The organism is Caulobacter sp. LARHSG274, assembly GCF_052871235.1.
In genome coordinates, this window is sequence record NZ_JBIXJO010000007.1 from 47,357 (window position 1) to 64,511 (window position 17,155).

Sequence of the window (17,155 nt, forward strand, 5' to 3'; positions counted from 1 at the left end):
CGCCGCGCTTGAACGCCGCTTGGCCGCACCCCATCTGCAACTGCAAGAGTTTCCGATTGGACCCGCCCATGACCGCTCGCCTGCCCGCCCTGTTCCTTGGCCACGGCTCGCCGCTGAACGCCATCGAGGACAACGCCTGGAGCCGCACCTGGGCCCGGCTGGGCGCCGAGTTGCCCCGGCCCAGGGCGGTGCTGATGATCAGCGCCCACTGGGAGACCCGGGGCGCCAGCGCGGTCAGCGCTTCGGAGCATCCAGAGACCATCCACGACTTCGGCGGCTTTCCCCAGGCTTTGTTCGACGTGCGCTACGAAGCGCCCGGCGATCCGGCCCTGGCCCGGCGAGTCGCCGAGCTTCTGGCCCCCGACATGGTCGTGCAGCACCCCGCCCGCGGCCTCGACCACGGCGCCTGGGGGGTGCTGGCGCCGATGTATCCGGACGCCGACGTGCCGGTGGTGCAGCTGAGCCTGGACCGCGGCCGCCCCGACCGCTGGCACTACGAGGCCGGTCGCCGCCTGGCCGTCCTGCGCGACGAGGGCGTGCTGGTCGTCGGCAGCGGCGATATCGTCCACAATCTTCGGGCCGCCGACTTCCGCACCGGCCAGGTTCCCGACTGGGCGCCGCGCTTCAACGACACCGCCAAGGCCCTGATCGCGGCCGGCGACCACGACCCGCTGATCGATTGGCCGAGCCTCGGCCCCGACGCCCAGATCGCCATCAACAGCGCCGAGCACTACCTGCCCTTGCTCTATGTGCTGGGCGCCCAGCAGCCCGGAGAGACGGCGTCGTTCTTCACCGACGACCTGTTCGCGGCGGTGTCGATGACCAGCGTGCGGATCGGGTAGGAGAGCCGCGAGCGCTCTTTGAGAGCGCGGCGTCGGCTAACCGCGCGGGGAGATCTGAGGGGTCGACACGCCTTGCATTGACGACACTTCTTACGCATGTAATCTTCATTGAATTACATATGTAATTCACAGGGGGTTTTCATGCTGCACAGACCAGAAGCCAGGCGATCGATCATGGCCGCCGCGATCGCCACTCTCCTGGCTTCACCTCAGGTCGCGACCGCCGCTCCCGCATCGTCGCTCGGCGCCGCGTTCTATGCCAAACCCGGGCGCCTGGTCCGTGTGGAGGGCCGGCGGCGTCTCAACCTCCTGTGCCTGGGCCAGGGATCGCCCGTCGTGCTGCTCGAATCCGGCGCCCCGGTGGGCGCCGTGGCCTGGCGCAAAGTGCAGGACCAGATCAGCCAATTCACCCGTGTCTGCGCCTATGACCGGGCCGGTTACGGCTGGAGCGATCCGCTCGCCCGGCCCGCGCACGGCGAGAACATCGAGGACGACCTGCACAGGCTGCTTCGGGGCGCGGGGATCACCCGGCCGGTCGTCCTTGTCGGCCACTCGGCAGGCGGCCTTTACGTACAGATGTACGCTACCGATCACCCCGCTGCGGTCGCGGGAGTGGTGTTGGTGGATGCGACGACGCGCGACGAATTCCGAATGGTTTGGGATGTCCTCACCGAAGAGGAACGGGCGGAGACCGTCGCCGAATTTCCGAAAGGGCTCGCGGCGCGCAAGCGCTGTGTAGAGCGGGCGCGGACGGGTGAGCTCGCCACTTCCAGCAAGGCGGGTTGCCGGTATCCGCCGACGGGTGACCCAGCGCTCGACGCCGAGTTGCGGCGCCAGTATGCGCTGCCGAAGCAGCAGGAGGCGGCGCTCTCCGAAATCACGAACTTTCAGCCGGCGCGTCCGGATGGCTCGGGGGGCGTGACCATGGCGCAGGCGATCGCCAAACCTTTTCGTCTGGGCGACAAACCCCTGATCATGCTGTCGAGCGGAGGCCGCGTTCCGCCTGGCGAACGCGGCGAGCGCTTGAAAGCCGCGGCCTGGGCCGATACCCAGCGCCTCCTCGGCGCTTCCCCACAGGCGCGATACGTGGCGGTGGAGGGCTCCGGCCACGTCATCCAGGACGACAAGCCAGAGGTCGTGATCGCTGCGGTTCGTGAAGTCGTGGAGCGCGTCCGGAGCGTCGGCGACGCAGCGGAAAAACGCGAAAATCCGTGACGTTTGGACGGACCGCCGCATCCTTTCCGTCCGCCGCCAGTTCCCCTCGCATGACCTACCAGTTGCATTACTGGCCCACCATCCAGGGCCGCGGCGAGTTCGTGCGGCTGGCGCTGGAGGAGGTCGGCGCGGCCTATGTCGATGTGGCGCGCAACGGCGGCGCCGATGGCGGCGAGCGGGCCTTGATGGCCGACATGGGCGATCCGGCCCTGGACCACCCGCCCTTCGCCCCGCCCTACCTTGTCGACGGCGACCTGGTGATCGGCCAGACCGCCAACATCCTGCTGCACCTGGGCCTGCGCCATGGCCTGGCCCCGCGGGACGAGGCCGGCCGGCTTTGGGTCAATCAGTTGCAGCTGACCATCGCCGACCTCGTGGCCGAGGCCCATGACGTCCACCACCCCGTCGGGCTCGGCCTCTATTACGAGGACCAGAAGGCCGAGGCCGCGCGGCGGGCCGAGGAGTTCCGCACTCAGCGGATGAAGAAGTTCCTCGGCTGGTTCGAGACGGTGCTGGCTCGCGCCCCGAAGGGCGGCTGGCTGACCGGCACGGCCCTGACCTATGCCGATCTGTCGCTGTTCCAGACGGTCGAGGGCCTGCGCTACGCCTTTCCGCACGCGATGAAGCGGCTGGAGCCGAAGCTCGAACGGGTGATCCAGGTCCGCGATCGTGTGGCGGAGCGGCCGAACATCCGGGCCTACCTAGCCTCGGACCGTCGCCTTGCATTCAACACCGAAGGAATCTTCCGGCGCTATCCGGAACTGGACCCTGCCTAGGACGCCGGAGTGTTGGCGGCGGCGATGTCGACCCGCTTCCAGGTTTGCGACTTGCACAGGAAGTTGGGCAGCAGGCAGCCCTTGGCCTTCATGGTCATGGCGTCGGGGAAGTCGGCCGTGCCCGAAAGCGTCATGTTCAGGTCCGGCACGAACACCTTGCCGCGCCAGCTGCCGCTCTTCTCCAGCTTGAAGTCGCGCAGGATCTGCATGCCGACCAGATTGGCCGAGCCGCCCTTGCGGGCGTCGGCCTGGGCCTCGGCGCTGGCCCAGACCACATAGCCGCAGGCCCGGCCGCCGCCGCACGGCTTGATCTCGACATGGACGCTGTTCTTGGGATTGCGCCACACGCCGTAGGTGAAGGCTTCGTCCTCGGCCGAGGCCGGCAGGGCTGTCGACAGGCCCGCCAGGACCCCCAGGACAATGAGAACGGCTTTGACTGAACGCATGAGCGCCTCCGAGCACTCCTGCGTTGTCGTGCAGGTCTGCGTTCGGATCAAGTGCGACCGAGACATGCGGGGCGGCTTAAACGCCCTGCAACAGCCTTTCCCCCGCCGCGCGGGCCGCCGCCCGCCGTTCATCCATGCCCCTGGCGTAGATCTTGGTGACCCTTTCCAGCACGGCCGGCGGCGCGGTTTCGGGACGGCCGGCGTCGAACGGCGGGGCCGGAGCATATTCGACGGCCAGCTGGATGGTCTGGGCGGCCTCGGCTCCCGCGATTTCGGCGACAATGGCCAGGGCGAAGTCGATCCCCGCCGTCACGCCGCCGCCGGTGATCACCTGGCCGTCGCGCACGACCCGGGCCGGATCCGGGATCGCGCCGAACAGGACCAGTTGGTCGCGCCAGGCCCAGTGGCAGGCGGCGCGCTTGCCCGTCAGCAGTCCGGCCGCGCCCAGCAGCAGCGAACCCGTGCAGACCGAGGTGACATAGCGCGCCCCCGCCGCCAGCCGGCGGAGCTGGGCCAGATAGGCCTCGTCGCCCAGGGCCTGGGTAGTTCCAAAACCGCCGGGGACGCATAGCAGGTCGCAGCCGTCGATGTCGGCCAGGCGCGGCAGGCGGGCGAACACCAGACCGTCCGCCTCGATCTCCCCGCCGGCCGCACTGGCCGCCGTCACCTGGGCGCCGGGCAGGCGGCTGAGGATCTGGTGCGGGCCGGTGAAATCCAGCTGGGTGACATCCGGGAACAGGGCGAAGACAATGTGAAACGGGGCGGATGTGGCTGGGGCTGCGGCTTGGGTCATGGGGCGTCCTCCGATTGACGCCGCAGCATGGCGCGCCTAGCCTCCGGCGGAAATGACATAGTTCCCTCGAAATACGCCAAGCCGCGAGACGCCCATGAGCGCGATGACCCGCACGGTCGGCTTCCTGATCTTCCCGGACTTCCAACTGCTGGACGTCGCTGGGCCGATCGCCGCCTTCGAGATCGCCGGGCGCTTCGTCCCGGAGGCCTATCGTCTCAGCGTCCTGGCCCGCGATGGCGGGGCCGTGCCCAGCTCGTCCGGGGTGCCGATCAGCGCGACGCCCTTCGCCCAGGCCCCGCCGTTCGACACCCTGATCGTCTCCGGCGGCGAGGGAACCCGCTCCCCGGCCATCTGCGCCGACACCCTGGCCTTCGTGCGCGCCAGCGCCGCCGGGTCGCGGCGCACCGCCAGCGTCTGTTCAGGCACCTACATCCTGGCCGCCGCCGGCCTGCTGGAGGGTCGCCGGGCCACCACGCACTGGCAGCGGTCGGCGGACTTCCAGCGGCGGTATCCGGCCGTGCGCCTCGACCCCGACAGGATCTTCGTCCAGGACGGATCCCTGTGGAGCTCAGCCGGCATCACCGCCGGCATTGACATGGCCCTGGCGATGATCGGCGCCGACCTCGGCGAAGATGTCGCCCGCCGGACGGCCCAGCAGCTGGTGGTCTATCACCGCCGCCCCGGCGGCCAGTCGCAGTTCTCGGCGCTGCTGGAACTGCAGGGCGGCCGTTTCGACGGCCTGTTGGCCTGGGCCCGCGAGAACCTGGCCCAACCGCTGAGCGTCGAGCAACTGGCCCGGCAAGCGGCGATGAGCCCGCGCAACTTCGCCCGGCTGTTCGCCGCCGAGACCGGCGCCACCCCGGCCAAGGCGGTCGAGCGCCTGCGGGTCGAGGCCGCCCGGGCCCTGCTCGACAGCCAGCCCCTGCAGGTCGAGGACGTGGCCCTGGAGACCGGCTTCGGCGATCCCGAACGCATGCGCCGCGCCTTCGTCCGCGCCTTCGGCCAGCCGCCGCAGGCCCTGCGGCGAGCGGCGCGAACCGCGCAATCGCATGTTGCAGCGGCGCCATAGCCCGCAACAAACAGCAAAGCTTAAGCAACCCTGGATTTACCGCACGAACGACACCCCCTATGGGCGGGCGGTCCGCTCCGGACGCGTACCTCATGGGGGAAGTTTTTCATGCGTTTGTTCATCATCACTGCGGTCGCCGCCCTGGCGGTCGCCGGCGTCGCTGGCGCCCAGAACGTCAAGCCCGTCGCCGCCTCGGCCGCCAGCGGTCAATATGTCTCGGTCTCCGGCGGCCTGATCGGCAAGACCGACTATGACTACGGCTTCGCCAATGGCTGGTCGGTGGACGCCGACGTCAAATCCGGCGCCCAGGGCGCTGTGGCCTGGGGTTCGACGATCGGCGCCAACTGGCGCGGCGAAATCGCCCTGGGCTATCGCAGCCAGAAGGTCGACTCCGCGCTGACCTCCAACGTCGGCGTGTTCACAGCCAGCGACGGCAAGGTCAAGACCCTCAGCCTCGACCTGAACGGCTATTACGACTTCCCGGTCTCGGGCCCGGTGAAACCCTATCTGGGCGCCGGCTTCGGCGTGGCCCAGGTGAAGATCGACGACGGCCTGCTCGACGACAAGGGCGACGCCCTGACCCTGCAGGGAATGGCCGGCGCCAGCGTCGCCGTATCGCCCCGCGTCTCGCTGTTCGCCGAGGGCCGCCTGCAATATACCGGCCGGATCAAGATCAAGACCACCAGCCCGTCGGGCGAGCGCGACTCGCGCCTGAACATGACGGGCGGCGGCGCCCTGGTCGGCGCCCGCTTCGCCTTCTAGGCCGCGCCGGAATCGACATGACTTGGGGCGCGTCGGATCTTTCCGGCGCGCCTTTTTCATGGACGACGCTTGGCGGCCTAATCCCTCTCCTCGGCCATCTTCGCCACCTGGGTCTTGAGAATATCCAACGCCTCGGTGTTGCAGCGCAGGATGTCGACGATCTCCCGCTCGCGCAGGGCGTCGAGCTTGGCGTGCAGGCGCATGATCTCCAGCTCGGCCCGCAGATTGACGACATAGTCGTGCTCGGCGTTCAGCCGGTCCTTCGCCGCCTGACGGTTCTGACTCATCATGATCACCGGGGCCTGGATCGCCGCTACGGTCGACAGGATCAGGTTTAGGAAAATGAACGGATAGGGGTCGAACGACAGATGGAAGGGTCTTAGGCCAAGGTTCAGGCCGATCCACAGCGCCAGACAGGCGCAGAACCCGCCGATGAAGGTCCAGGAGCCGCCGATCGCCGCCACCTTGTCGGCCAGCCGGTCCCAGAAAGTTCGGTCGTCGGCCAGCAGCGCCTTGTTGAGACCCGTGGGAGCCTCGGCGGCGATCAGGTCGATAACGCTCCTCTGAATTTCGGTGAGCTGCGAATAGGGCGTGCCCAGCAGGTCGCGGGCCAGTTGGTCGAGGCGGTCGTTCGGTGTCATGGGCGCCCTGTGGTGAAGATCGGTGCAGGATGCGCCTTCCGCGGCGTCGCGCAAGCCTATGCCAAAGGCCACGCTCCGAGATTGACGCCATGCGCGTCAAAGGCGAGTTTGGCCGCGCCGGCTTGACGCCGCAGTCCATGCAAGAGGAGCGCACCCATGGCCTACAAGTTCGTGATCACAAAAGACAAGAAGGACGAATTCCGCGTCAGCTTCGTCGCCTCGAACGGCGAGACCATGTTCGCTACCGAGGGCTACAGCGCCAAGGCCTCGGCCAAGAACGCGATCGAATCCTTCAAGAAGAACGGCCCCGAGGCCGAGATCGTCGACGAAACGGCGGCCTAGAGCCGTTCGCGGGGACGCACGCCGGTGTGTCCCCGCTGCCAGGAGAGACGGCGATGACCGTCAGCGCGGATGGCCGCAAGGCCGTGTTCATCACCGGCGCGGCCAGCGGCATCGGCCTGGCGGCCGCAAAGCGCTTCGCCGCCGAGGGCTGGTTCGTCGGCCTGGCTGACATCGATGCTGCGGGACTTCAGGCGAGCCTGGCCGCCATCGGGCCCGCCAACGGCGCGATCCATCCCCTTGATGTCCGCGACCGGGCCGCCTGGACCCGCGCCCTGGCCGATTTCGCCAAGCTGGCCGACGGGCGGCTGGACGTGCTGCTCAACAATGCCGGCGTCGCCCGGTTCGGGCCGTTCGACAGCCACGACGACGCCGACATCGAGCTGCTGGTCGACGTCAACATCAAGGGCGTGATCCACGGGGCCCGCGCCGCCCTGCCCTGGATGAAGGCCACGCCGGGCGCGCGGCTGATCAACATCTCGTCCTGCGCCGGCCTCTACGGCTCGCCCGGCCTGGCGGTCTATTCGGCCACCAAGTTCGCGGTGCGCGGGCTGTCGGAGGCGCTGGACGTCGAGTTCGCGCCGCAGGGCGTCAGCGTCGCCTGCGTGATGCCGTGGTTCATCGAGACGCCGATCCTTAAGGCCGGCCAGCCGGGCTCGAACCTCGACATGGCCAAGGTCCTGCGCGGCGGCGGCTTGCCGGTCTATCCGGTGGAGGACGCCGCCGAGGTGATCTGGCGGGCCGTCCGCGGCAAGGCCCTGCACTATTTCGTCGGCAAGCGGGCCAGGCAGATGCGGTTCGCCAGCAGCCACCTGCCCGGCGCGGTCAGGAAGCAGCTCCGGTCGCGACGGCCGCTGGCGACTTGACCGCATCGGTCGCGGCCGCCGACGAGGTCTTGGTCGGATGCATGGCCGGGGCCGAGGCGGGCTCGGACACCGGACCCACCGGGCCGCCCATGCCGCCCGCGACCATTCCGCCGGACGGAGCCTGGGAAGCCGACGGCGCGACCGTCAGGGCGCTGGCGATCCGCAGGACCGGGATCTCCTTGCCGTCGGCCGACGGCGTGGTCGGCAGGCTGACCAGGGTGGCGTCCGGCAGGTCGTCGGCGCTCGACGGCTGCGGCGAACGGCTGAAGGCGTCGGGCGCGCCGGCCCGACCGCCGAAGCGGTAGAACACGTGCATGCCGACCTGCGCGACGCGCAGCAGGCGCGGGCCCCAACCCGGAGCGACGCCGGTGGTGTGGAAGTGGGTGGCGGCGCCGACCTCGGTCATCACCGCCCCCGACAGGGCGCGAGCGGCGACCTTCTGGGCGCGGCGCCAGGCTCCGGTCTCGCGGCCATGGCGCATCGAGCCGTCGCAGGCGAAGCTGAACTGGCAGCCGGTGTGGGTATAGGCGCCCTGGAACACCACGCCGCAGATCGATTTGGGGAACGAAGGGTGGCGTACGCGGTTTAAGACAACTTGGGCCACCGCGGCCTGGCCGCTGGGGGTCTCGCCCCGGGCCTCGTAATAGACCGCCTCGGAAAGGCACTCGAGTTCACGCGAGCTTTCCAGGGCGTTGGTCAGGCGGAACGGGGCGACGGCGGGATTGAACGGGCCGCCGAAGCTGGCGCGCAGCAGCAACGGCTGGCGCTCACGGGCCGAGTCGGCGTCCGATTGCTGACGCTGTTCGAGCCGTTCGACCAGCAGCGCCGACTGTCGGTCGCGCTGGGCGGCGCCGGCGACGGTGTAGGGATCGTGCCGGCGGGCGATGGCCAGGGCGCCGGCGTCCATCCGCGACGCGGCCTGGTACAGCGCCGCGTCGGAGAAGTTCCCCTCGGCGCCGTCGGCCAGGCGAGATACGCGAGCGTGCTGACTGGCGGCCTGGGCCATGCCCCCCGCAAGGTAAACGCCGCCCAGGGCCAGACCCGTGGCGGATCCGACCAAAACAGCGCCGATCAGCGCGCGCGCGTCTGCGCACGTCTGCGACTTGATATTCAAAACTCGTGTCCTGCGCGGCGAGGGCGGACCGCCCCCCGACAAAAACGCCTTCAAGGGACCCGGAAAAACACTGTCGGGCAGCCTGGAAAGCGGAGGTTCGACCGGTTCACGATGTGGCCGAAATCCTACTTATGGATCGCCTTATGACGCATCTATGACCGAGTCGCAAGCGTGCGCGCCGCCGCAGTCTGAATTTTGGCCGCCCGCGCGCCAGACACAATGGTTAATGCTTTGATTCCAACGAAAAAACGCCACAGTCCCGAAAATGCGGCTGCGACCAATATTCACACCTTCCGATAGACTTCCGGCGGGCCGCTCTCTGCGGAACCCCGCCTGATCGGCGCCGTTACTGAAGCAGCTTCGCGCCAATGTCCTGGAGGACATGATGTCTGCTTTTCGGCCGGTTTTCTGGATGACCGCGATCGCGTTCGCCTTGGCCGGCTGCGGCCACAATATGGAGCAGCGGGCGGCCACTGGGGCGATCACCGGAGCGGTGGTCGCCGGTCCGGTCGGGGCCGCGGTCGGGGCCGGCGTCGGGGCGGTGGTCAACACCGCCGCCAAGTCACATTAGGCCGCCGCTTCACGAGCCCGAGCGCCTCGGAACAGCCGCCAGATCTCGACGATAAGCTTAACGACGCAGATCGCCGCGGCGACCGCCGTGCCGATCTGGAACATCTGGCCGATCACCAGTTGCAGGGCAGCGATGTCCGCCGACCGCGGCCCCGTCGCGCCTTGCGCCGTGACCTCGACCAGCCGTCCGGCCGACCACAGGGTCGCGGCCATGGCCAGCCCGCCCAGGGCGCCGGCGATCTCCAACCCGGCCCGTGCTCGCACCCAGTCGGGACGGATCATCGCCACGAGGCTGGACGCGACCTGGACCAGCGCCAGGCCCAGGATCGGCAGGTACAGGGTCGACCAGATCGGCGCCCCGCTCAAGAACACCCCGTTGCGGGCCGTGCTGGCCGACCAGGGCGCCTCCACCGCGCCGGTCCACCACAGAATGAACAGCAGAGTGGCGGCCAGCTCGAACGACGCCTTGAACCGCGACCGGACCTTGCCGCCACGCCGGTCGAGGCGCGGCAGGTCGGCGACCTTCCAGTCCAGAGTCCTGCCCAGCCGGATCCAGCCGCGCTCGATCGCCATCCCGACGACCGTGGCCGCCCCGATCATCATCATCGCCGTGGTCAGAAAGTCGGACAGGAAACGAGCCGGAGCGGCGGCGCCCTCGTCGCCGGTGAACATGGCGATGACGATCGGAATGGCGGTGACCGCCGCCGACAGGATCAGCAGGCCCTTCACCGCGAACATGTAGAACGGATAGAGCTCCGGCCCGATCACTGACCGCGGCGTTCCGAACCGTCCGGCAACGGCGATCGGATGACCAAAGGCGCGGAGCACCTCCTCGCGCCCGCCGCTGGTCAGCGGCCGGCCCAGCTGGGCCTCCTTTTCTTCCATCTGGCTCAGCAGCAGGTCGCGCAGCTCGGCGATGATGTCCTGGCGCTCGGCCTTGGGCAGCAGGGCCGCGACGGCGGCCATGTAGCGATCGAGCAGGTCCATGGCGGGCCTCCTTCCTAGATCAGGTTTCCCAGGGTGTCGTTCATCGCCCGCCATTCGGCCGACAGCCGGGCCAGCACGGCCTCGCCTTCGGGCGACAGGCGGTAGAAGCGCTTCTTGCGCTTGTCTTCCTCGCGCCATTCGCTGGTCAGCAGGCCCTGTGTCTCCAACCGGCGCAGCATCGGATAGAGCGCCCCTTCGTCGATCTCCAAGCCGACCTGCGCCAACGCTTGGCGCAGCCCGTAGCCGTAGCGCTCGACCCGCAGCTGGGCGAGCACGGCCAGGATCAGGGTGCCGCGGCGCAGCTCCTGGCGCAGCGTCTCGAAGATGTCGGCATCAGTGGACATAGCGTACGTCACATAGTGTATGGCACATAGTGTATGACACATAGTGTATGGCACATACTGTGTGCCACATGGTATATCGGATCGCAAGAGCCTTGCTTGGGCTAGCTTGACCGTGCAGAAGACACTCCAAGGTAGCAATCTGAGGGTGGACGTTTGCGATCTCTGATCTTGGCGGCAACCTTGCTCGCCGCCGGACTTTCAGCACCGTCGATGGTTCAAGCCCGCGGCCTGCCGGCCTCGGTCACCTCGCCGCTCGATCAGGACACCGCCGGCGCGCTGCAAGAAGCGGAAGCCGACTTGGCGGCGAAGGATTATGGCGCGGCCTACAAGGTTTTGGACCGGTTGACGAAGACGGCGCGTTTCAATGACAACCCGACCCAGGTGCGGCGCGCCATATGGACCTGGATGGCGGCTTGCGCTGACGAGACCAAGGATTGGCCCGCCGCCCGCAGCGCGATCGTCCAGGCCACCACCCTTCCTGACGCGGGATCGGACGAATGGTACGCTCGCTATATTATCGCGCGCGACAGCGGCGATACGACCGAGGTCGTCCGGAGCCTGGCCGTATTCGCCCGCCGTTTTCCGGGCGAATTGGAGCGCTTCACCGACACAGCCCTTCTGCAATGGCGGCGCAGGGCTTCCAATCTTCCGAGTGGCGACGATGACGCTTTCGAACTGACTGACGCCTTGGTCGCAGGCTGGAAGCCGCGCGATCCCTTCGGAGGTCTAGCCGACCTGCGTCGTGTGCATGTCGAGGGCCTGCTGAAGCGGAACAGGCTGGAGCAGGCCCTCGCTTCGGCTCGTGCGATCGACGATCCAGACGCCTTGATCGGTATGCGGGCCGACAAGCGATACGATGCGCTCACCCTTGCCCACCCGGAGATCTTCGATCCGAAGGCGGCGAACTTGACGCGGCTTGCTCGGATTGATGCAGCGCTAAAGCTCCATCCCAAGCGCCTGTCCGGTCAGGTCGCGCGCGCCAAGGCTCTGCTGGATCTCAACCGCCCCGAGGAAGCCCTGGCCGTTGTCGATGAGGCCACAGCCGCAGCCCGAGCCAATCCCGACGCCTTCGAGGACGCTCGCGAGAACCTCGCCTGGGCCATCAATACGCAACAGGCCGCCCTAAGCGTCCTGGGCCGCGGCGACGAAGCCCTTGAAGCTCTGGAAATTGCGGCCCGGGTGCCCGAGTACGGCGCGGCCAATGTTAGCCAAACACTGAACCTCGCCGCCACCCAGATCCAGGCCGGACGTGCTCGCGCCGCGCTGAACACCGCCAAATCGGTCAGCATGTCCAACAGCACGCCTTACGGCCGCAGCGTGGCCCTCTGGGTGATCGCCTGCGCCAACGCTCAGTTGGGCGACACCACCGCCTCGGACACTGCCATTGCTCAACTGCGCACACTGGGCGCGGACGGCGTAGCCAATCTCTATGTGGCCCTGACCTGCCGCGATGATTTGAACGGCGCTGCAGCGCTGCTGATCGAACGGTTGAAAGACCCGGCGCGCCGCTATCAGGCGCTCAGCACGCTGCAGATCCTCCCACCGCCCCCGCACCAAACCCACTTCGACGACCATCGCGACAAACTCGCGGCCGAGCTGCGGTCTCGGCCCGATGTTCGCGCGGCGATCGACGCGGTGGGCCGGGTCAACACCTATCGCGCGGAGGATCTGTGGCCAGTTCCACCAGACAAAACCCAGGCGAGCGACCGCCGAACGGCGGTTGGCGCGAAGCCATGACCAACGGCGCCTATCCTTAGGTTTTTGCGCCATTTTTTCGGAAACTCGGCTGCCGCTCCTTCGCGCGATACTTTATCGGTCGAACTTCGTCGACAGGATGATCGACGAGGTTGTGCGCTCCACGCCGGGCAGCTGGCCGATCCGGTCGAGCACCTCGTCCATCTGGGCCACGGAAGCAGTGGCGGCGATGGCGATCATGTCGTAGTCGCCGCTGACGGAGTGCAGCAGCCGCACCTCGGGGATGGTCCGCAGGGCGGCTTCGACGGCCCGGGCCTCCTTGGGGCCGAGCTTGATCATCACGTGCACCCGCACCGCGCCGTGCTCGAGGTCCGGGGCCAGGCGAGCGCCGTAGCCGAGGATCACGCCGTCGCGCTCCAGGCGCTCGATCCGGCTCTGCACCGTGGTGCGCGAGCGGCCGACGCGGCGGGCCAGATCGGCGGTCGAGGCTCGGCCGTTGTCCTTCAGGGCGGCGATCAGCTTGCGATCGATCGGATCCATGGGCATTTCGTGGGTTTTAACCTGCGTTTCGCCGAAACTTTGCCGTCAAATCGACGGAACCGCCACTAGGATTCGACGAAACGGCGGGGATGATGTCCGCCCCTGGAGCCGCCCGTGCTGAACCAAGCCCATCAAGACGCCCTGGCCGCCCTGGTCGGTCCCGGCGGCCTGATCCTCGATCCGGTCGACCGCGCCGCTTATGAGGTCCCCGCCCGCTACGCCCCCGGCGTGGCGGCGGCGGTCGTGCGGCCGGCGACGACGCGCGAAGTTTCGGCCGTGGTCGGCTATTGCGTGCGCCAGGGCCTGCCGTTCGTGCCGCAAGGCGCCAATACGGGTCTGGCCGAGGGCTCGACTCCCGACGCCGGCGGCCAGCAGATCGTGCTGTCGCTGGACCGCCTGGCCGCGCCGCTGGAGATCGACGCCGCCGATCGCACGGCCACGGTGGGGGCCGGGGTGCGGCTTTCGAGTTTGAACGCGGCGCTGGAATCCTACGGCCTGTTCCTGCCGATCGACCTGGGGGCGGATCCCAGCCTCGGCGGCATGGCGGCCACCAACACCGGCGGGGCGCGGTTCCTGCGCTATGGCGACATGCGCCGCCACGTGCTGGGGCTGGAGGTGGTGCTGGCCGACGCCGCCGGCACGGTGCTGCAGCTGTCGCATGGCCTGCGCAAGGACAACGCCGCCATCGCCCTGCGCCAGCTGTTCGTCGGCGGCTGCGGCGCGTTCGGGGTGATCACCAAGGTCACCGTCGAGGTCCACCACCGCCCGCGCCAGACCGCCGCCGCCCTGTTGATCCCGCCTGACGCCGACGCCGTCCTGCCATTGCTGCAGGCCTTCGAGGCCGAGGCCGGCGCGACCCTGACCGCCTTCGAGGGCATGTCCCAGGCCGCCATGGCGCGGGCGATCGAGCACGTGCCGTCGCTCTCCAACCCGTTCGCCGGCGGCGTTCCCGACTATGCCGTGCTGGTCGAGCTGACCCGGACCTGGGCGCCGCGCGCGGGCGAAGCGTCGCTGGACGAGGTGCTGCAGCAGATCGCCGGCGACCTGCTCGAACGCGACGACAGCCCGCTGGTCGACGCCCTGTTCGGTCCGGTCGAGCGGATGTGGGCCTTGCGCCATGCGCTGTCGGAGGGCCTGCGGGCCAGTGGACCGGTGGTCGGCTTCGACCTGTCGTTCCGCCGCCGCGACCTGGCCCGCTTCCGGCGCGAGGCTGTGGCGATGCTGGAGCAGGACTTCCCCGACTACGCCCTGTGTGACTTCGGCCATGTCGCCGACGGCGGCGTGCATTTCAATCTGGTGCGGACCGGACCGGCTGACCCCGCCCGGCTGGAGGCGCTGCGCGAGGCGGTGCTGGTCCTGGCGATCGATGGCTTCGGCGCCAGCTTCAGCGGCGAGCACGGGCTGGGCCGCGCGGTCCAGGCGCCCTATGACCGCTTCACGCCGCGGCTGGTCCAGGACTATTCCGCCGCCGTGGCGGCGGTGTTCGGCACGGGGTCGGCCAGCGTGCGACTGAGGCCCCCTCCCCCGATATGAGTCCCAATTCACGAAAGCCGTCCATGACCCCCCTGCCCTCCGCCGTCGCTGAAGCTCGCGCCATCCTCGGTCGCCTCGGTGTCGATCCGGCCGCCCTCGACAGCGGGACCCTGGCCGCACGCTCGCCGGTGACCGGCGAGATCCTGGCCCATCTGGCCGAGGCGACGCCGGGGCAGGCCACGGCCGCCATCGACGCCGCCCACTTGGCCTATCTAGACTGGCGCAAGGTTCCGGCTCCACGCCGTGGCGAGCTGGTGCGCCTGCTGGGCGAGGAGCTGCGCGCCGCCAAGGCCGACCTCGCCGCGCTGGTCACCCTGGAGGCCGGCAAGGTCACGTCCGAGGGCTTGGGCGAGGTCCAGGAGATGATCGACATCTGCGACTACGCCGTGGGCCTGTCGCGGCAGCTGTTCGGCCTGACGATCGCCACCGAGCGCCCTTCACACCGGATGATGGAGACCTGGCATCCGCTGGGCGTGGTCGGGGTGATCAGCGCCTTCAATTTCCCGGTGGCGGTGTGGTCATGGAACGCCGCCCTGGCCCTGGTCTGCGGCGACGTCGTCGTCTGGAAGCCGTCGGAGAAGACCCCGCTTGTCGCCCTGGCGACCCAGGCCCTGTTCGAGCGCGCCGTCAGGCGCTTCGGTCCGGAAGCTCCAGCCGGTCTGTCCACGCTGCTGATCGGCGGCCGCGCGATCGGCGAGGCCCTGGTCGACCACCCGAAGGTCCCGCTGATCTCGGCCACCGGTTCGACCGCCATGGGCCGGCAGGTCGGGCCGCGCCTCGCCGCCCGCTTCGCCCGCGCCCTGCTGGAGCTGGGCGGCAACAACGCCGCCATCGTCGCCCCGTCGGCCGACCTCGATCTGACCCTGCGCGGCGTCGCCTTCGCCGCCATGGGCACGGCCGGCCAACGCTGCACCACCTTGCGGCGGCTGTTCGTGCACGACAGCGTCTATGAGGCCTTTGTGGGCCGGCTGAAGAATGCTTACGCCTCGGCGCCGGTGGGCGACCCGCGCCAGGCCGGGGCGCTGATCGGCCCGCTGATCGACAAGGCCGCGTTCGACGCCATGCAGTCAGCGCTCGATCAGGCCCGCGCGGCCGGCGGCCGCGTAACCGGCGGCGAACGGGTCGCGGTGGCCGGACCGGACGCCTGGTATGTTTCTCCGGCCCTGGTCGAGATCGACCGCCAGGCCGACATCGTCAAGTCCGAGACCTTCGCCCCGATCCTCTACGTCATGCGCTACGCCGAGCTGGCCGACGCCATCGCCGCCCAGAACGACGTGGCCCAGGGCCTGTCGTCGTCGATCTTCACGCTGAATCTGCGGGAGGCCGAGCTGTTCGTGTCCGGCGAGGGCAGCGACTGCGGCATCGCCAACGTCAATATCGGCCCTTCGGGCGCCGAGATCGGCGGGGCGTTTGGCGGCGAGAAGGAGACCGGCGGCGGTCGCGAGGCCGGCTCCGACAGCTGGAAGGCCTACATGCGCCGCGCCACCAACACCGTGAACTTCGGAACCACCCTGCCGCTGGCGCAGGGCGTGACCTTCGACGTCTGACCGTGGAAACCCCGATGACCGCTCCACAAGACCCCTGCCTGACCGCCCTGGTCGCCTCGGCCATTGGCCGGCCGGCCGCCGCCGAAATCCTCGACACGCTCGACATCGACCCCAGGCTCTCGGGCGAGGCCGGCGGGACCGTGTCGCGCGCCGTCTTCGCCATGGCCCTGAACGCCGTGCTGTTCCACGACATCATGGGCCGCGTGCCGCCGGGCGCGGCCTATGTCGCCGAGCGGCGGGCGGCGGGCCTGCGAATCCTGTTCGACCACGGGGCGCTGCGGACCATCGATTTCGGCGACGGCCAGACCGGCGCCCTGCCGGCCGGCCACCGGGCCTTCGCGCGGATCCTGGAGCCGCTGGGCTACACCCTGGCCGGCCTCTATCCGTTGGATCGGCTGAAGATGACCGGCCGGGCCTATGCGCATCTGGATTGTCCGGAAGCCGTCCCGCAGTTCTTCGTCAGCGAGCTGCACGTCGAACGCTTCTCGCCCGAATTCGAAGCCGCCGCGCACCGGGTGTTCGACGCCACTCGGGACGTGCTGGACGTGCAGGCGACCCGCGCCCTGGCCGCCTTCGCCGCCGAGGGCTCGGCCGACCTGGAGACCGCCATCGCCGCCCTACCGCAGGTGGTCGCCGCCTTCGATCGCACCCACCCCGTTCCGAGCCTCTCGGACTACCAGACCCTGCTGGGCGAATCGGCCGAAGCCGCCTGGATCGCCACCGAGGGCCAGTCTTTCAATCACGCCACCGATCGGGTGGCCGACGTCGAGGCGGTGGCCGAGGCCCAGAAAGCCCTGGGCCGCCCCGTCAAGGACGCCGTCGAGGTCTCGGCCTCAGGCCGTGTGCGCCAGACGGCGTTCAAGGCTCAGCCGGTGAAACGGACGTTCCGCACCGAAGCCGGCGAAGTCGTCCTGACCATCCCAGGCTCGTTCCACGAATTCATCAGCCGCGACCGCTTCATCGACGAGACGGGTGTCGAGCGGCTGGACCTGCGCTTCGACAGCGGCAACGCCCAGGGCATCTTCAAGATGACCGGCGCCGGGTGACGAAAAGGCGGGCTCCCCGCAAAGGAGAGC

At 69.0% G+C, this 17,155-nt stretch carries 19 protein-coding genes; 12 read left to right on the plus strand and 7 right to left on the minus strand.

The window, feature by feature from the left end:
* Positions 1-68 precede the first annotated feature (68 nt).
* The 3 genes from ygiD (at position 69) to ACIPQB_RS13865 (ending at position 2,833) form a co-directional block, all read left to right on the plus strand.
* Positions 69-842, plus strand: coding sequence for a 4,5-DOPA-extradiol-dioxygenase (gene ygiD / locus ACIPQB_RS13855; RefSeq protein ID WP_446485825.1), 774 nt, complete (start codon positions 69-71; stop codon positions 840-842).
* Between the two features lie 174 nt (positions 843-1,016).
* Entirely contained in the window at positions 1,017-2,057 is a 1,041-nt protein-coding gene (locus ACIPQB_RS13860; RefSeq protein ID WP_446485826.1) for an alpha/beta fold hydrolase, read from the plus strand.
* Between the two features lie 50 nt (positions 2,058-2,107).
* Complete coding sequence (locus ACIPQB_RS13865; RefSeq protein ID WP_446485827.1) at positions 2,108-2,833, plus strand: glutathione S-transferase; 726 nt, start codon at positions 2,108-2,110, stop codon at positions 2,831-2,833.
* Here the strand turns inward: ACIPQB_RS13865 and ACIPQB_RS13870 are convergent.
* Together ACIPQB_RS13870 and ACIPQB_RS13875 are read right to left on the minus strand one after the other, a co-directional pair.
* The gene (locus ACIPQB_RS13870) at positions 2,830-3,279 is read right to left on the minus strand and encodes a DUF2147 domain-containing protein (RefSeq protein ID WP_446485828.1); all 450 of its coding nucleotides are present in this window, start codon (positions 3,277-3,279) and stop codon (positions 2,830-2,832) included. The two genes, ACIPQB_RS13865 and ACIPQB_RS13870, sit on opposite strands and share 4 nt — an antisense overlap.
* Before the next feature lie 76 nt (positions 3,280-3,355).
* Positions 3,356-4,072, minus strand: coding sequence for a DJ-1/PfpI family protein (locus ACIPQB_RS13875; RefSeq protein WP_446485829.1), 717 nt, complete (start codon positions 4,070-4,072; stop codon positions 3,356-3,358).
* A 103-nt stretch (positions 4,073-4,175) separates the two neighbouring features.
* Between ACIPQB_RS13875 and ACIPQB_RS13880 the strand changes: the two genes are divergently transcribed.
* The gene (locus tag ACIPQB_RS13880; RefSeq protein ID WP_446485957.1) at positions 4,176-5,141 is read left to right on the plus strand and encodes a GlxA family transcriptional regulator; all 966 of its coding nucleotides are present in this window, start codon (positions 4,176-4,178) and stop codon (positions 5,139-5,141) included.
* 108 nt (positions 5,142-5,249) lie between these two features.
* A complete protein-coding gene (locus ACIPQB_RS13885; protein ID WP_446485830.1) occupies positions 5,250-5,903 on the plus strand; it encodes an outer membrane protein in 654 nt (217 codons plus the stop codon).
* Between the two features lie 77 nt (positions 5,904-5,980).
* Here the strand turns inward: ACIPQB_RS13885 and ACIPQB_RS13890 are convergent, their stop codons facing one another.
* On the minus strand, positions 5,981-6,544 hold the full coding sequence (locus ACIPQB_RS13890; protein WP_446485831.1) for a DUF1003 domain-containing protein: 564 nt from the start codon (positions 6,542-6,544) through the stop codon (positions 5,981-5,983).
* A gap of 156 nt (positions 6,545-6,700) precedes the next feature.
* Here ACIPQB_RS13890 and ACIPQB_RS13895 point away from each other — a divergent pair, with 156 nt between their 5' ends.
* Positions 6,701-6,886 carry a YegP family protein gene (locus ACIPQB_RS13895; RefSeq protein ID WP_446485832.1) on the plus strand — a complete coding sequence of 62 codons (186 nt, stop codon included), beginning with the start codon at positions 6,701-6,703 and terminating at the stop codon, positions 6,884-6,886.
* Between the two features lie 53 nt (positions 6,887-6,939).
* Complete coding sequence (locus ACIPQB_RS13900; RefSeq protein ID WP_446485833.1) at positions 6,940-7,749, plus strand: SDR family oxidoreductase; 810 nt, start codon at positions 6,940-6,942, stop codon at positions 7,747-7,749.
* Here the strand turns inward: ACIPQB_RS13900 and ACIPQB_RS13905 are convergent.
* Positions 7,709-8,863 carry a cell wall hydrolase gene (locus tag ACIPQB_RS13905; RefSeq protein ID WP_446485834.1) on the minus strand — a complete coding sequence of 385 codons (1,155 nt, stop codon included), beginning with the start codon at positions 8,861-8,863 and terminating at the stop codon, positions 7,709-7,711. The two genes, ACIPQB_RS13900 and ACIPQB_RS13905, sit on opposite strands and share 41 nt — an antisense overlap.
* A 412-nt stretch (positions 8,864-9,275) precedes the next feature.
* Between ACIPQB_RS13905 and ACIPQB_RS13910 the strand changes: the two genes are divergently transcribed.
* The gene (locus ACIPQB_RS13910) at positions 9,276-9,434 is read left to right on the plus strand and encodes a hypothetical protein (RefSeq protein ID WP_446485835.1); all 159 of its coding nucleotides are present in this window, start codon (positions 9,276-9,278) and stop codon (positions 9,432-9,434) included.
* Here ACIPQB_RS13910 and ACIPQB_RS13915 read toward each other — a convergent pair.
* Positions 9,431-10,420, minus strand: coding sequence for an HAAS signaling domain-containing protein (locus ACIPQB_RS13915; protein ID WP_446485836.1), 990 nt, complete (start codon positions 10,418-10,420; stop codon positions 9,431-9,433). The genes ACIPQB_RS13910 and ACIPQB_RS13915 overlap by 4 nt on opposite strands.
* Before the next feature lie 14 nt (positions 10,421-10,434).
* On the minus strand, positions 10,435-10,764 hold the full coding sequence (locus ACIPQB_RS13920; RefSeq protein ID WP_446485837.1) for a PadR family transcriptional regulator: 330 nt from the start codon (positions 10,762-10,764) through the stop codon (positions 10,435-10,437).
* Between the two features lie 180 nt (positions 10,765-10,944).
* Here ACIPQB_RS13920 and ACIPQB_RS13925 point away from each other — a divergent pair, with 180 nt between their 5' ends.
* Positions 10,945-12,501, plus strand: a complete 1,557-nt coding sequence (locus ACIPQB_RS13925) for a hypothetical protein (protein WP_446485838.1) — start codon at positions 10,945-10,947, stop codon at positions 12,499-12,501.
* A 72-nt stretch (positions 12,502-12,573) separates the two neighbouring features.
* Here ACIPQB_RS13925 and ACIPQB_RS13930 read toward each other — a convergent pair whose 3' ends face one another.
* Entirely contained in the window at positions 12,574-12,999 is a 426-nt protein-coding gene (locus ACIPQB_RS13930; RefSeq protein ID WP_446485839.1) for an Lrp/AsnC family transcriptional regulator, read from the minus strand.
* A 114-nt stretch (positions 13,000-13,113) separates the two neighbouring features.
* Here ACIPQB_RS13930 and ACIPQB_RS13935 point away from each other — a divergent pair, with 114 nt between their 5' ends.
* Genes ACIPQB_RS13935 through ACIPQB_RS13945 form a run of 3 tightly spaced genes read left to right on the plus strand, consistent with a single transcriptional unit; the run spans position 13,114 to position 17,125 of the window.
* The gene (locus tag ACIPQB_RS13935) at positions 13,114-14,532 is read left to right on the plus strand and encodes an FAD-binding oxidoreductase (protein ID WP_446485840.1); all 1,419 of its coding nucleotides are present in this window, start codon (positions 13,114-13,116) and stop codon (positions 14,530-14,532) included.
* A 23-nt stretch (positions 14,533-14,555) separates the two neighbouring features.
* Positions 14,556-16,079, plus strand: a complete 1,524-nt coding sequence (gene amaB, locus ACIPQB_RS13940; RefSeq protein ID WP_446485841.1) for an L-piperidine-6-carboxylate dehydrogenase — start codon at positions 14,556-14,558, stop codon at positions 16,077-16,079.
* Between the two features lie 14 nt (positions 16,080-16,093).
* Positions 16,094-17,125, plus strand: a complete 1,032-nt coding sequence (locus ACIPQB_RS13945; RefSeq protein ID WP_446485842.1) for a 2-oxoadipate dioxygenase/decarboxylase family protein — start codon at positions 16,094-16,096, stop codon at positions 17,123-17,125.
* Positions 17,126-17,155: the final 30 nt, after the last annotated feature.

What these genes read in the sequence shown, in the direction of transcription:
- ygiD (WP_446485825.1), top strand. Translation starts at nt 69, where the DNA reads ATGACCGCTCGCCTGCCCGCCCTGTTCCTTGGCCACGGCTCGCCGCTG.
- ACIPQB_RS13860 (WP_446485826.1), top strand. Translation starts at nt 1,017, where the DNA reads ATGGCCGCCGCGATCGCCACTCTCCTGGCTTCACCTCAGGTCGCGACC.
- ACIPQB_RS13865 (WP_446485827.1), top strand. Translation starts at nt 2,108, where the DNA reads ATGACCTACCAGTTGCATTACTGGCCCACCATCCAGGGCCGCGGCGAG.
- ACIPQB_RS13870 (WP_446485828.1), bottom strand. Translation starts at nt 3,279, where the DNA reads ATGCGTTCAGTCAAAGCCGTTCTCATTGTCCTGGGGGTCCTGGCGGGC.
- ACIPQB_RS13875 (WP_446485829.1), bottom strand. Translation starts at nt 4,072, where the DNA reads ATGACCCAAGCCGCAGCCCCAGCCACATCCGCCCCGTTTCACATTGTC.
- ACIPQB_RS13880 (WP_446485957.1), top strand. Translation starts at nt 4,176, where the DNA reads ATGACCCGCACGGTCGGCTTCCTGATCTTCCCGGACTTCCAACTGCTG.
- ACIPQB_RS13885 (WP_446485830.1), top strand. Translation starts at nt 5,250, where the DNA reads ATGCGTTTGTTCATCATCACTGCGGTCGCCGCCCTGGCGGTCGCCGGC.
- ACIPQB_RS13890 (WP_446485831.1), bottom strand. Translation starts at nt 6,544, where the DNA reads ATGACACCGAACGACCGCCTCGACCAACTGGCCCGCGACCTGCTGGGC.
- ACIPQB_RS13895 (WP_446485832.1), top strand. Translation starts at nt 6,701, where the DNA reads ATGGCCTACAAGTTCGTGATCACAAAAGACAAGAAGGACGAATTCCGC.
- ACIPQB_RS13900 (WP_446485833.1), top strand. Translation starts at nt 6,940, where the DNA reads ATGACCGTCAGCGCGGATGGCCGCAAGGCCGTGTTCATCACCGGCGCG.
- ACIPQB_RS13910 (WP_446485835.1), top strand. Translation starts at nt 9,276, where the DNA reads ATGACCGCGATCGCGTTCGCCTTGGCCGGCTGCGGCCACAATATGGAG.
- ACIPQB_RS13915 (WP_446485836.1), bottom strand. Translation starts at nt 10,420, where the DNA reads ATGGACCTGCTCGATCGCTACATGGCCGCCGTCGCGGCCCTGCTGCCC.
- ACIPQB_RS13920 (WP_446485837.1), bottom strand. Translation starts at nt 10,764, where the DNA reads ATGTCCACTGATGCCGACATCTTCGAGACGCTGCGCCAGGAGCTGCGC.
- ACIPQB_RS13930 (WP_446485839.1), bottom strand. Translation starts at nt 12,999, where the DNA reads ATGGATCCGATCGATCGCAAGCTGATCGCCGCCCTGAAGGACAACGGC.
- amaB (WP_446485841.1), top strand. Translation starts at nt 14,556, where the DNA reads ATGACCCCCCTGCCCTCCGCCGTCGCTGAAGCTCGCGCCATCCTCGGT.
- ACIPQB_RS13945 (WP_446485842.1), top strand. Translation starts at nt 16,094, where the DNA reads ATGACCGCTCCACAAGACCCCTGCCTGACCGCCCTGGTCGCCTCGGCC.